Genomic DNA, 12034 nt, shown 5'->3' with positions numbered 1-12034 from the left:
TCTGCGACGAGACGAGAAGCCGACAACCAACGGGATTCGATCTCTGCCGCATCTGTCGCTCATGGTCTTGCGCTGCCAAGAAAGCAGCGTCAGGGGACAGCGTGCAGCGCGATCGCGCTCGCTTCATTCGCTTTACGACCTGACCACGGAACCTGTTCAGATGACGACTTCCAGCTCCGACCCTCGCGGCGTGCGCCTGCTTTGGATACTGATCTCCCTCAGCGCGATGGCGCTCGCAGGTTGTAAAGAGAACGCCGGAGCTGGCGCCGGAGGCCATCCACCGCCGCCGCAAGTCAGCGTCGCGCAGGTCGAGATCAAGCCCATCACGTAATGGGACGAATACAACGGACGCATCGAAGCCATCGAGAGCGTCGAGCTGCGCCCACGGGTGTCTGGCTACGTCGAGCGGGTCGCCTATCGCGAAGGAGACGAGGTCAAGAAGGGCGATGTGCTCTTCATGATCGATGCCCGAAGCTACCGCGCGGAACTGGCCCGGGCCCAGGCGCAATTGACCCGGGCGCGCAGCGAAGCCGGCCGCAGCAGAAGCGAGGCGCAACGTGCCAAGGTGCTGGTCGAGCAGCAGGCTGTCTCCACCGAGGCCTGGGAGCAGCGCCGCGCCGCTGACGAGTCCGCGCAGGCTGAGGTGCAGGCCGCGCAGGCTGCGGTGGAGACGGCGCAGTTGAACCTGGAGAGGACCCAAGTGCGCTCGCCCATCAACGGGCGCGCCAGCCGTGCCCGCCTTACCGCAGGCAACCTGGTGGCCGCCAGCGATGCAGCCAGTGTGCTAACCACCATCGTGTTCCAGGACAGGGTCTATACCTACTTTGAGGCCGATGAGAAGGCGTTCCTGCGCTACTCGCGCATGGCGCGCAAGGGAGAGCGCCCCAGCGAGCGAGGCGGCCAGCTGCCGGTCCAGATCGCCCTGGCGGACAAGGCGGACTTCTCTCACACCGGCACGGTGGACTTCCTCGACAACCAGGTGGACCGGGGCAGCGGCACGATCGCCGTGCGCGCGGTGCTGGACAACAAGGATCGCGTTTTCACGCCGGGCCTCTATACCCGCGTGCGACTGGTCGGCAGCGGCGAATTCTCGGCCGTGTTGATCGACGACAAGGCGGTGCTGACCGACCACGACCGTAACTACGTCTACATCGTAGACAAGGATGGACTGGCGCAGCGACGTGATGTGAAACTGGGTGGCAGTTCCCATTGGCTGCGCATCGTGCGAGGGGGGCTGGCGGCGGGCGACCGCGTGATCGTCAACGGCGCGCAGAAGGTGTTCTTGCCGGGCATGCCTGTGCAGGCCACGGCGGTGCCCATGGTGGCTGCTGCGGCGCCCGCGTCCGCCACCAAATGAAGCACCACGCCGGAGCGCGCCACCGATCGGACGTATCACACAACGAGCGGCGCGGCGCGCTTCCCCCTGGACTCCTTTCAAGGTATTAGCCCATGGACCTCTCCAAGTTCTTCATGGACAGGCCGATCTTCGCGGCTGTGCTGTCGATCGTCATCTTCGTCTCGGGCCTGCTCGCGATCCCGGCGCTGCCGATCAGCGAATATCCCAAGGTCGTGGTGCGCGCCGTGTATCCGGGCGCCAACCCCAAGGTGATTGCCGAGACCGTGGCGACACCCCTGGAGGAGCAGATCAACGGCGTCGAAGGCATGATGTACATCAAGTCTGTCGCCGGCTCCGACGGCGTGCTGGTGACCACGGTCACCTTCCGTTCTGGCATCAACGCCGATGACGCGACGGTGCGGGTACAAAACCGCGTCGCCCAGGCTCAGGCCCGGCTGCCCGCGATGTGGTGCGCCAGGGCATCACCGTCCAAAAGCAGTCCCCCGCCTTCCTGATGGTGGTGCACCTGACATCGCCCGATAAGCAGTACGACACGCTGTACCTTCGCAACTACGCCCGGCTGCACGTCAAGGACAGTTGCACATCGAGCCGCGCAAGACCGACAACGAGTAGTCCTGTCCCAAGCAGTCGGGCGTCCCGGCGTGCCGCCGTCGCGCTGTCGTGCTGCGCATTGAGCCTCGCTGCGCGAGTCTCGCCCCTGTCGGGCTTCCATCGCTGGCGCCTCCGGCCCGGCTCGCTGATCCGTGCCTGCGCGCTCCGCTTGCCGAAAACCGGCGTGCGTGGGTGGCGTGAGGGGGCGGTCTTGCTGTGTCCCTTCGCCGACGACCACGCCGCGCAGGAAGCCACGTTCTATGGTGCGCCGGAATGGCAGCGCAGCCCGTCCAAGCTGCGCGAGCGCCTGACCGAGCGCGAAATCGACGCCGCGCACGCGCTGGTGCGCTTCGTCGGGCTGGACGCCTACCGGCAGGCAGGCGGCGGCATCCGCCGCGACCTGTTCGCGGAAGGCGATGCCGGAACCTACCTCACCGATACCGCAGTGCTGGAAACGCTCGTGCGCGACAAGCTGGCAACGCTGGCCGAGGACGTGCGCGCCGAGGGCTGGGCATGGGTGGAGGCCGTGCCGCATCTGGCCTACGAGGAACGGCAGGCGTTCCAGAACGCCCCGCGCCACCGCCGCGAGCCGACCACCCGCGAGGCCCGCCGCATCGCCTCGCTGGAAACCCGCCTCGAAAAGATCGACGCCGAACTGGAAGAAGCCTGCGACGCCGAGGACGAGGCCAAGGCCGAGAAGCTGGAACAGCGGCGCGATCAGGTGGTCGGAGAACTGCAAGACGCGGAGAATGCCTTGCAAGGCTACGCCCCCGAAGTGCGCGAGGTGGCCGGTGCCATCGTCACCATCGACCGCAACGGCGAGGCTGTTATTCATCGCGGCCTGCTGCGCGAAGCCGAGGCCAAGGCGCTGCGCACGCTGGAAAAGCTGCGGCGCGGCTTCGGCAGCACCGAAGGCGAAGCCGCCAACGAGGAGCACGAGGACGCCGACGACCCGCCCAAGGCCGCGAGCCTGTCCGACCAGCTGGCGCAGCGGTTGAGCGCCCACCGCACGGCGGCGCTGCAAATCGAAGTGGCCCGGCATCCGCACGTCGCGCTGGCCGCGCTGGTGCATGGCATGGTGCAGAAGGTTTTGCAGGACAGCTACCACGGCCACGACCTGCCGCTGGGCGTGAGCCTGAAAGTGCAAGACCGGCTGGAAGGCATGGCCCCGGACTGGCCGGAGTCGCCCGCCGCTGTGGCGCTGCGCGAACTGCAACAGGTAGCCGGGGAAGCCTTGCCGGAGGACAGCGCCGAACTGTTCGCCGCGCTGCTGGCGAAGTCGCAAGACGAACTGGTGCGGCTGCTGGCCGTGTGCGTGGCTTCCACGGTGGACGTGGTGACGCCCCGTGCCACGCCGCACCAGCCCGGCGCAGAACTGGCGCAGGCCGTGGGCCTCGACATGGCCGCATGGTGGAAGCCGACCGCAGAAGGCTACTTCAAGCACGTTTCCAAGGCCGTGATTCTGGATGCCGTGGGCGCGTTTGCACCGGAATTCGTCACCCGGCTGGCGAAGCTCAAGAAGGCCGACATTGCCAGCGAGGCCGAGCGGCTGGCCGATGGCACCGGCTGGATGCCCGCCATCTTCAAGGCCGAAGGCCCGCAGGAGGCCGCGCAGGAAGAAGGCCCGGAGCAGGACGCCCCGGAGGATACCGAGGCAATGGCGGATGAACCCGCCGAGGCACTGGCCGCTTGACCCGCGCCGAAGGCAAGCGCCCCGGCCTCGACCGGGGCGCTTCGCTTTGTGTGGTGGCGCATCGAGACGAAGGAATAACCGCGATCAGCACCGCGCCCAGGCCGTTCCGCCCTGGGCGCGGTGGACGCGAAATCCGGGTGCGACAGTGGCCGCGCCCGGTGTTCAAGGCCAATAGCCGAATTAAAACGCCGCCGCCTTCGCGCTGGCTCAGGCGGCGGCGTTGAAGGCATCGCTGTAGTGCGCGATGCCTTCCGGCACTGTCCCATGCAGGGCCAGCGCCATGAAATAGCCGGGCGGCACGCCCGGCAGTTGCAAGCCCGCATGGGCCTGGAAGCCAAAGCGCGTGTAGTACGTTGGATCTCCCAGCAGCACGCAGCCTGCGGCCTGCATAGCCCGCAGTTCAGACAGCGCCTGTTCCATCAGGCGCGAACCGATGCCTCGCCCCTGCCTTGGCGGCAGGACGGAGATCGGCCCCAACCCATACCAGCCCTCGGTCTTTCGCCTGTGCTCATGGGTGATCGTTACTGGCGACAGCGCGACGTGACCGACGACGCGCCCATGTTCTTCGGCCACGATGGAAAGCGTCAGTTCGTTGGCGGCACGCAAGGCGCGCACGATGAATTGCTCGGTGTGGCTGGTGTGTGGTGCATCAGCGAAGGCGGCGGTCGTGACCGCTTCGATGGCGGCAATGTCGTCGGCGGTTTCGTGTCGGAGCTGGATGGTCAGGGTGTGCCACATGAGATTCAGACGCCCATCGCCATGACCCAGCCCACCAGCCCGGCTAACAGCACCACGAGCGCCGGCGGCACGCGCCCCACCGTCAGCAGTCCGAACGAGAGCAGCGCCAGCCCAAAATCCGCCTTGCTGTGGATGGCACTCGTCCATACCGGGTCATAGAGGGCGGACACCAGAATACCGACCACGCCGGCGTTGATGCCGGCCATGGCCGTCTGGATGCCCGCGCGGTGGCGCAGCCCTTCCCAGAACGGCAGTGCACCGACCAGCATGAAAAAAGCGGGGAGGAAGATCGTGCCCAGGAGTGCCAGCCCGCCGATCCAGCCATGCAGCGGTCCGTGGGCGACCGCGCCGAGGTAGGCCGAGAAAGTGAACAGCGGCCCCGGCACGGCCTGCGCCGCACCGTAGCCGGCCAGGAAGTCGGCATTGCTCACGACGCCGCTGGGCACCACCGAGGCCTGCAGCAGCGGCAGCACAACGTGTCCACCGCCGAAGACCAGTGCACCGGAGCGGTACACCCCTTCCAGCAGGGCTATCGTGGACGAGTCCGTGGCTGCCGCCCACAGGGGCAGCCCGACGAGCGGTGCGGCAAACAGCAGCAGCGCCACGATGCCCAGCTTGCGCGAGACGGGGTAGCTGTGGGCGTGGCCGCCGCCGGGTTGCGCGATCTTCAATGTCCACCAGCCCAGCAGCCCTGCCACCGCGATGGCGGCAAGCTGTCCCGCGGCCGAGGGCAGGACCATGGTCAGCAGCGCCGCCAGAATGGCCAGCGCGGCGCGCGGCCGGTCCGGGCACAACGACTTGGCCATCCCCCAGACCGCTTGCGCCACGATGGCCACGGCGACGACCTTGAGCCCGTGCACCCAGCCGGACTGGGCCAGCCCCTGGTACTCGGCGATGCCAAAGGCGAACAGGATCAGCGCAATCGCCGATGGCAAGGTGAATCCGGCCCAGGCCGCCAGCAGCCCCAGCCAGCCCGCGCGGCCCAACCCCAGCGCCATACCGACCTGGCTGCTGGCCGGCCCCGGCAGGAACTGGCACAGGGCGACCAGATCGGAGTAGCTGCGGTCATCCAGCCAGCGGCGACGCTCGACGAACTCCGAGCGGAAATAGCCCAGATGCGCGATCGGCCCGCCGAAGGAGGTCAGCCCCAGCTTGAGGAAGGCGCCGAAGACTTCGACGGGTGAGCCGCGCGCGGCAGCGGCCTCATGCTGCAAGGTGTTGGTGGAATCTGTCATTTGTGCATCGCCTCCCCGGTGAACTCCCGGATGCGGTCCTTGGCCAGCGCCAAGCCTTCCTTGCCCTTGGGCGTGATCGTGTAGAGCTTGCGCACGGTGCGCCCTTCACGCTCCTGGCGGGAGACGAGGTAGCCGTCGCGCTCCATCTTGTGCAGCATCGGGTACAGCGTTCCGGGGGAGAGGCGGTAGCCGTGGTGGGCCAGCTCGTCGATCATCCATTGCCCGTAGATCTCCTGCTCGGCTGCGTGGTGCAGCACATGCAGGCGGATCAGCCCCGACAGCAGGTCGTGGTGCTCCATGGCACGTGGAGTAGGTTTCTCTTTCATATCGAATATCGATAACGAAATTCGATAATACCAGCCTCACTTCAGATTGCCTGCCGCTTGTGCGGGAGGTCTCAGACCCTGCGACCCTCCGCATCCACCACGGCTTCGCCGTCTTCCTTGCGGAACGCGCCGCGCTGCGGCTGCGGCAGGATGTCCAGCACGGCCTCTGAGGGCCGGCACAGGCGCGTGCCCAGCGGGGTCACCACGATGGGCCGGTTGATGAGGATGGGGTGCTGGAGCATGAAGCCAATCAACTGCTCGTCACCCCACTTCGGGTCATCGAGGCCCAATTCCGCATAGGGCGTACCCTTCTCACGCAGCACGGCGCGCATTGGCGCGCCCATGTCCGTGATCAGGCGTTGCAGCGTTTCGCGGTCAGGCGGTGTCTTCAGGTATTCGATAACGTTCGGCTCTTCGCCGCTGTTGCGGATCAGAGCCAGCACGTTGCGCGACGTGCCGCAGGTGGGGTTGTGGTAAATGGTGATGTTGCTCATGAGTCGTGTCTTGGTTATCCACGGGCAGGGTTCGGGCCGCACTCATACCAGCCCTTGCTTTGGTTGACGATCCGAACGACCAGTAGCATGACTGGCACCTCGATCAGCACGCCGACCACGGTGGCCAGCGCGGCGCCGGACTGGAAGCCGAACAGGCTGATGGCGGCGGCTACGGCAAGCTCGAAGAAGTTGCTGGCGCCGATCAGCGCCGAAGGACAAGCGATGCTGTGCTGCTCGCCCGCCTTGCGGTTGAGCCAGTAGGCCAGGCCGGAGTTGAAGAACACCTGGATCAGGATCGGAACGGCCAGCATGGCGATGACCAGTGGCTGGCGGATGATGGCCTCGCCCTGGAAGGCGAACAGCAGCACCAGCGTGAGCAGCAGCGCCGCGATGGACAGCGGCCCGATGCGCTCCAGCGCCCGGTCGAAGGCGGCTTGGCCCTTGCTCAGCAGGGCGCGGCGCCAGAACTGGGCCAGGATGACGGGAATCACGATGTACAGGCCGACCGATACCAGCAGCGTGGCCCACGGCACCGTGATGGACGATAGGCCCAGCAGCAGGCCGACGATGGGCGCGAAGGCGAACACCATGATGGTGTCGTTCAGCGCGACCTGCGACAGCGTGAACACAGGATCGCCCCCGGTCAGCCGGCTCCAGACGAACACCATGGCTGTGCAAGGTGCGGCGGCCAGCAAGATCAGGCCCGCGACATAGCTGTCGAGCTGGTCGGCGGGGAGCCACTGCGCGAAGACCTGGCGGATGAAGATCCACGCCAGCAACGCCATCGAGAATGGTTTGACGGCCCAGTTGATGAACAGCGTCACGCCGATGCCGCGCCAGTGCTGCTTGACCTGGCCGAGAGCGCCGAAGTCCACCTTGAGCAGCATGGGAATGATCATCACCCAGATCAGCAGGCCCACGGGCAGGTTGACCTGAGCCACTTCCGTGCGGCCGATGGCCTGGAACACGCCCGGCGCGAACTGGCCGAGCGCGATACCGGCGACGATGCACAGCAGCACCCACACGCTCAGGTAGCGCTCGAAGACGCTCATGGTGGGGGCGGCCGGCACGCGGCCGGCCGTTTGGGTTCCAACACTCATCGCGCCAACCTCACTTCGTACCAATGCTGCGCAGCTCGTGCTGCAGCGACATGGCATCCAGGCGCTGAATCGGCAGCGACAGGAACAATTCGATGCGTCGGCGCAGCGTCAGCGCCGCATCCGTGAACGCCTTGCGCTTCTGCTCGTCGGTGCCTTCAACGGCTGCAGGATCAGGCACACCCCAATGCGCCGACATCGGGCGCCCCGGCCACACGGGGCAGACCTCGCCGGCGGCGTTGTCGCAGACCGTGAAGATGAAATCCAGCTCCGGCGCACCGGGCGCCGCGAACTCGTCCCAGTTCTTGCTGCGGTAGCCGGCGGTCGGCATGTGCAGCCGCTCCAGCGTGGCGAGCGCCAGTGGGTGGACTTCGCCCTTGGGGTGGCTGCCCGCCGAGTAGGCGCGAAAGCGCCCCTGGCCCAATTCATTGAGGATGCCTTCGGCCAGGATGGAGCGGGCCGAGTTACCCGTGCAGATGAACAGGGCGTTGTAGGTCTTGTCGGTGGTCATGGGTATCTCACATCAGCAGCAGGAGGAAGCCGGCTTCACCGCAACGCCCACCGGCTTGCCGCGCACCGGGGTACAGCACGCTGCGGCGGAAGTCGCTGCAGGCGCCGCTTCGTTAAAGACCGGAATGTTGCCCAGCGTGTGGAAGTGCTCCCAGGCCACGCCCTGCGGATCGGTGATCCAGTGCTTCTCGCTGCGCGCGTAGCAGCAGGTCGTGGTGCCCTCGTCCAGCAGCGTCATGTCGGCCGCCTCGGCGCGGGCCTTCAGCACCGCCAATTCCTCGGCATCGTCGGTCTGGATACCCAGGTGGTCGATGCCCGGCTTGTTGCCACGTGTGGAGATGGCGAAGTTGACCGGCGGGTCTTCGAGCATCCATTTGGCGTAGTCGCCTTCGACGCGCGCGGGCTGCGCGGCGAACAGTTGGGAATAGAAGCCGATGCTGCGGTTCAGGTCATCGACGTGCAGGTGGACGTGAAAGCGCTTCATGGGGGTGATCCTTTCAGCAGGAAGTACAGGCAGAGGAGGATTCGGTGACCTCGCACGCGCCGCCCTGGCAGCAGTGCTCGGTCAGATAGCCGAGCAGCCCATTCATCTGGGTGAAGTCGGCGCGGTAGATCAGGTTGCGGCCCTGCTGCTCGATGGTGACCAGGCCGGCATGGGCCAGTTCTTTCAGGTGGAAGGACAGGGAGTTGCGGGCCACGTCGAACTGGTCGGCGAGGACGCTGGGTGTCAGCCCTTCGGGGCCGGCGACCACCAGGGCGCGGAACACGCGCAGCCGCTGGGTATGGGCCAGGGCGCCGAGGGCGGAAATGGCTTGGGTCTCGTTCATGATTCGATAATACAACATTTATTGAATCATTGGCAAAACGCTTCAATTGAATGGAGCCTGCGCGCTTGCGAGGCTTGACTTTCAAGACAGTTGCTCACGCCTTCGCGCCTGCGGCGCTGCGCGCTTCGCTTGCCTCCAGGGGAAAGCCCTGCGGGCTATCCCCGCCGCGCGATGCTTGGCGCCCCTCGATGCCGCCGAACCGGCTGCGCCGGATCGGCCCGGCCAGCGCCCCGCCGCGATGGACGGGACGCTGGCGAACACGCTGGCGCTTGCTGCGGCAGGTTGTGCAGGTGCGTGCCGTCCTCAACGCGGTTCAGGGACAACCCGCCCGGCATCGCTATGGAGCTTCCACGCCACGCCTCAAGACCGGCGCTGCAAGGCATGGCGGGGCGTTCTCGCCTGTCGTTGTGGGGTTGACCTGGCCCGCGTCAGCGGGCGAGTCGGAGAAGCCTTCGGGCGGGGTGCAGTGGTCAAGTTTTAGTGGACACCTGCATAGGTAGTTTTGGCGGTTGGCTGCGTTCATATGCAGCCGGCGCCTGATAGCAGTACCTTGATCTTGATCAATAAGACTCTCTGTACCCAGCTACGGGTACATATACCCGCGCAACGAACCAGCAGACCAACTTCCAACTCACCTCAGGGGCTCAGCGCACACAGCCAGGTCTGCGCGCGATCGAGGCGCCGAGCAGGCAGACGTTCGGCACTGACCGCTGAGGCTATCGACGATCGGTGACCGGATCACGACCGAGCAAAGGCCCCCGCGCGCGGTGTGGACGTAGCGATGGGATACACAAGCGCATGATGTCGGCGCCTGCCGCTAGGACTGGGCACGTGGCAGTCACGGAGAAAAAATGTCCCGCTCGCGTAGCAACGTGGCCGGCCGGGTAGATCCCAGAATCAGGCAAAGAGATACGCCAGTTGGCTGGACGGACCGCAGCGCCCTCGGACTACTGCCGCAGATGGGGCAATACCAAGTCAAACCTGGTGACAAGCTCACTGGAGGTCACGGCAACGGAGCCACCATGTGCCTCCGCAATCGATTTCACGATGGCAAGGCCAAGACCGGCGCCCGCCGTATTTCGTTGCCGTGCCGGATCAACTCGGTAGAAGCGGTTGAAGAGCTTTGGTAGATCGCGCTCAGGAATTCTCTCACCGGGATTGACCACACTGATCGTTGTCCACTGCTCGTCCTGCGAAAGCAAGACCGTGATGCTCTTGCCGCGAGGCGTGTGTCGAATTGCATTCGAGAGAAGATTGTTCAGCGCCCGGGTGAGCATTTCCCGATCCGCCGCTATGCTGCCGATCGCCCCTTTAACACCAAGCGTAATGCCGCTATCTTCTGCCAGCGCCTCGAAATAGTCGAACAGACTCCGCACCAATTCGGACAGATCAATGGTAGACAGACGCAAGTTGCGGGGATCATTTTCCGTTTGGGCAAGAAACAGCATGTCACCAATCATGCGTCCCATCCGATCAAACTCTTCCAAATTTGAATAGAGGATTTCTCTGTATTCCTCGTTGCTGCGCGGCTGGCCAAGCGCCACGTGAGTCTGCGTGACCAGGTTGGTGACGGGCGTGCGCAACTCGTGCGCGATGTCTGCGGAAAAGTGTGATAGCCGGGTGAAGCCTTCCTCGATTCTCGCCAACATATCGTTGAAGGCGAATACCAGTTCCGCCAGTTCGATCGGCACATCCCGAGGATCCAGCCTCACATCCAGCTTTGAAGAGCGAATCGCCCGAATCTCTTCATTGACCTTGCGAATCGGCAGGTGGCCCCACTGCACCGCCAGCCAAGCCACACCGAGCGCCAGGCACATGACCAAGCCGGTTGCCCACCAGAGCATGCGCTTGAACTCCGCCAGGAAGTCGAGATGAAAGCCGATGTCCATGGCAGCGACGATGCGGTAGCCGGGCGCCGCTGAATCGTCAGCAGGCAGTTGCAGCACCACACCTCGATATGACCTCTGATCCTCCTGCCACACGATCAAATCGTCAGCGGTGATGCGGTTGACCAACTTTTTGCTACTGGCAAGTTTAGACAGGTCAGGACCGGGCGTGGCATAGATGCTATTGCCAGCCCCATCGTAGACGCCGTACGTCATCCCATGATGTCCTGCGACTGCGTTGGCCAAGTGTTGCTTCAGTTCGTCGCTTGCGATGTCACTTGCAAGCTGGTGCAAGGGCTGAGCCAAAGCGGTTGTCACTGCCTCCAGTTCGTGGGCATCCTGTTGAGCAAAGTGGTGCTCCAACGACCGGAGAATGACCCAATTGAACACAAGAAACACCAAGGTCGTGGCGATACCAACGAGGGCCGTGACCCTCAATGCAAGCGACGCTGGACGGCTTTGCCGCGGCTTATGGCGCAGGGGCATCATCGGGCGCATCGAGCGTGTATCCCATTCCACGCACGGTGTGGATGAGCTTCGGATTGAACGCATCGTCTATCTTCGCGCGTAGACGGCGGATGGCTACATCGATGACGTTGCTGTCGCTGTCGAAATTCATGTCCCATACCTGCGACGCGATCAGAGACCGTGGAAGGACCTCCCCCTGGCGACGGGCCAGGAGCTCAAGCAACGCGAACTCCTTGCTGGTGAGATTGATGCGTTGGCCAGCGCGCGTTGCGCGCCGGCGCGCCAAGTCCAGCACCAAATCGGCAACCTGGATGCGATCAGGCTGGCTCGGAGCGCTTCCGCGTCGCAGCAGCGTCCGCACCCGCGCCAGCAACTCAGAGAACGCGAATGGCTTGACGAGGTAGTCGTCCGCTCCCAGTTCCAATCCCTTGACACGGTCGTCTACACCGCCACGCGCCGTCAGAAAGAGCACAGGGACCTGTTTACCGGCATCTCGAAGGGCACGCACGATGCGCCAGCCATCGACATCCGGCAGCATGACATCCAAGACCACCAGATCGTATGTCTCGCCCATGGCCAGGTGGTGTCCGTCCAATCCGTTGCGCGCCAGATCCACGACGAATCCCGCCTCCATGAGACCTTGGCGGACGTAATCCGCCGTCTTGTTCTCGTCTTCAACGACCAGCAGTTTCATCGCATGTCCCATGAAATCGCTACGGCGCGGAAAAATAGCCGCTCACGATGTACGCATTCATCCACTTTCAATCAGCAATTTACTGGTTGCCAGCTTCCACGAACATGACACGAACATT

At 64.7% G+C, this 12034-nt stretch carries 10 protein-coding genes and 2 pseudogenes; 2 read left to right on the top strand and 10 right to left on the bottom strand.

Features of this window, described 5'->3' with window-relative positions; genetic code table 11:
• Positions 1-160: 160 nt before the first annotated feature.
• A pseudogene (locus ACMZPQ_RS05750) lies at positions 161-1357 on the top strand (efflux RND transporter periplasmic adaptor subunit).
• 92 nt (positions 1358-1449) lie between these two features.
• A pseudogene (locus tag ACMZPQ_RS05745) lies at positions 1450-1931 on the top strand (efflux RND transporter permease subunit); the annotation flags it as partial.
• 1917 nt (positions 1932-3848) lie between these two features.
• Here ACMZPQ_RS05745 and ACMZPQ_RS05740 read toward each other — a convergent pair.
• From ACMZPQ_RS05740 to ACMZPQ_RS05695, 10 genes are all read right to left on the bottom strand, one after another.
• Positions 3849-4379, bottom strand: a complete 531-nt coding sequence (locus ACMZPQ_RS05740) for a GNAT family N-acetyltransferase (RefSeq protein ID WP_003107230.1) — start codon at positions 4377-4379, stop codon at positions 3849-3851.
• A 5-nt stretch (positions 4380-4384) separates the two neighbouring features.
• Entirely contained in the window at positions 4385-5614 is a 1230-nt protein-coding gene (gene chrA / locus ACMZPQ_RS05735) for a chromate efflux transporter (protein ID WP_003107233.1), read from the bottom strand.
• A complete protein-coding gene (locus ACMZPQ_RS05730) occupies positions 5611-5940 on the bottom strand; it encodes a PadR family transcriptional regulator (protein ID WP_015014846.1) in 330 nt (109 codons plus the stop codon). Before ACMZPQ_RS05730 ends, chrA begins: the two co-directional genes overlap by 4 nt.
• A gap of 71 nt (positions 5941-6011) precedes the next feature.
• Positions 6012-6434: an arsenate reductase (glutaredoxin) gene (arsC, locus tag ACMZPQ_RS05725; protein WP_003107236.1), complete on the bottom strand. Its 423-nt coding sequence runs from the start codon at positions 6432-6434 to the stop codon at positions 6012-6014.
• A gap of 14 nt (positions 6435-6448) precedes the next feature.
• Positions 6449-7486: an ACR3 family arsenite efflux transporter gene (gene arsB, locus ACMZPQ_RS05720; RefSeq protein ID WP_003107238.1), complete on the bottom strand. Its 1038-nt coding sequence runs from the start codon at positions 7484-7486 to the stop codon at positions 6449-6451.
• Between the two features lie 58 nt (positions 7487-7544).
• Positions 7545-8042 carry an arsenate reductase ArsC gene (locus ACMZPQ_RS05715; RefSeq protein WP_003107241.1) on the bottom strand — a complete coding sequence of 166 codons (498 nt, stop codon included), beginning with the start codon at positions 8040-8042 and terminating at the stop codon, positions 7545-7547.
• 12 nt (positions 8043-8054) lie between these two features.
• A complete protein-coding gene (locus ACMZPQ_RS05710; protein WP_003107243.1) occupies positions 8055-8525 on the bottom strand; it encodes an ArsI/CadI family heavy metal resistance metalloenzyme in 471 nt (156 codons plus the stop codon).
• A gap of 13 nt (positions 8526-8538) precedes the next feature.
• Positions 8539-8868 carry an ArsR/SmtB family transcription factor gene (locus ACMZPQ_RS05705; protein ID WP_197580077.1) on the bottom strand — a complete coding sequence of 110 codons (330 nt, stop codon included), beginning with the start codon at positions 8866-8868 and terminating at the stop codon, positions 8539-8541.
• A gap of 947 nt (positions 8869-9815) precedes the next feature.
• The gene (locus tag ACMZPQ_RS05700; protein ID WP_003109693.1) at positions 9816-11243 is read right to left on the bottom strand and encodes a Cu(+)/Ag(+) sensor histidine kinase; all 1428 of its coding nucleotides are present in this window, start codon (positions 11241-11243) and stop codon (positions 9816-9818) included.
• Complete coding sequence (locus ACMZPQ_RS05695; protein WP_003097513.1) at positions 11224-11916, bottom strand: heavy metal response regulator transcription factor; 693 nt, start codon at positions 11914-11916, stop codon at positions 11224-11226. The genes ACMZPQ_RS05700 and ACMZPQ_RS05695 overlap by 20 nt, the downstream gene beginning before the upstream one ends.
• Positions 11917-12034 lie beyond the last annotated feature (118 nt).

Origin of the sequence: Stenotrophomonas maltophilia, assembly GCF_047497515.2 — a bacterium.
GTDB lineage: Bacteria > Pseudomonadota > Gammaproteobacteria > Xanthomonadales > Xanthomonadaceae > Stenotrophomonas.
This window is presented reverse-complemented; position numbering and strand designations above follow the sequence as displayed.

Excerpts from the sequence above, each read along its gene's own strand:
- ACMZPQ_RS05715 (WP_003107241.1), bottom strand. The coding sequence starts at position 8,042 with ATGACCACCGACAAGACCTACAACGCCCTGTTCATCTGCACGGGTAAC.
- arsB (WP_003107238.1), bottom strand. The coding sequence starts at position 7,486 with ATGAGCGTCTTCGAGCGCTACCTGAGCGTGTGGGTGCTGCTGTGCATC.
- chrA (WP_003107233.1), bottom strand. The coding sequence starts at position 5,614 with ATGACAGATTCCACCAACACCTTGCAGCATGAGGCCGCTGCCGCGCGC.
- ACMZPQ_RS05705 (WP_197580077.1), bottom strand. The coding sequence starts at position 8,868 with ATGAACGAGACCCAAGCCATTTCCGCCCTCGGCGCCCTGGCCCATACC.
- ACMZPQ_RS05730 (WP_015014846.1), bottom strand. The coding sequence starts at position 5,940 with ATGAAAGAGAAACCTACTCCACGTGCCATGGAGCACCACGACCTGCTG.
- ACMZPQ_RS05700 (WP_003109693.1), bottom strand. The coding sequence starts at position 11,243 with ATGATGCCCCTGCGCCATAAGCCGCGGCAAAGCCGTCCAGCGTCGCTT.
- arsC (WP_003107236.1), bottom strand. The coding sequence starts at position 6,434 with ATGAGCAACATCACCATTTACCACAACCCCACCTGCGGCACGTCGCGC.
- ACMZPQ_RS05740 (WP_003107230.1), bottom strand. The coding sequence starts at position 4,379 with ATGTGGCACACCCTGACCATCCAGCTCCGACACGAAACCGCCGACGAC.
- ACMZPQ_RS05710 (WP_003107243.1), bottom strand. The coding sequence starts at position 8,525 with ATGAAGCGCTTTCACGTCCACCTGCACGTCGATGACCTGAACCGCAGC.
- ACMZPQ_RS05695 (WP_003097513.1), bottom strand. The coding sequence starts at position 11,916 with ATGAAACTGCTGGTCGTTGAAGACGAGAACAAGACGGCGGATTACGTC.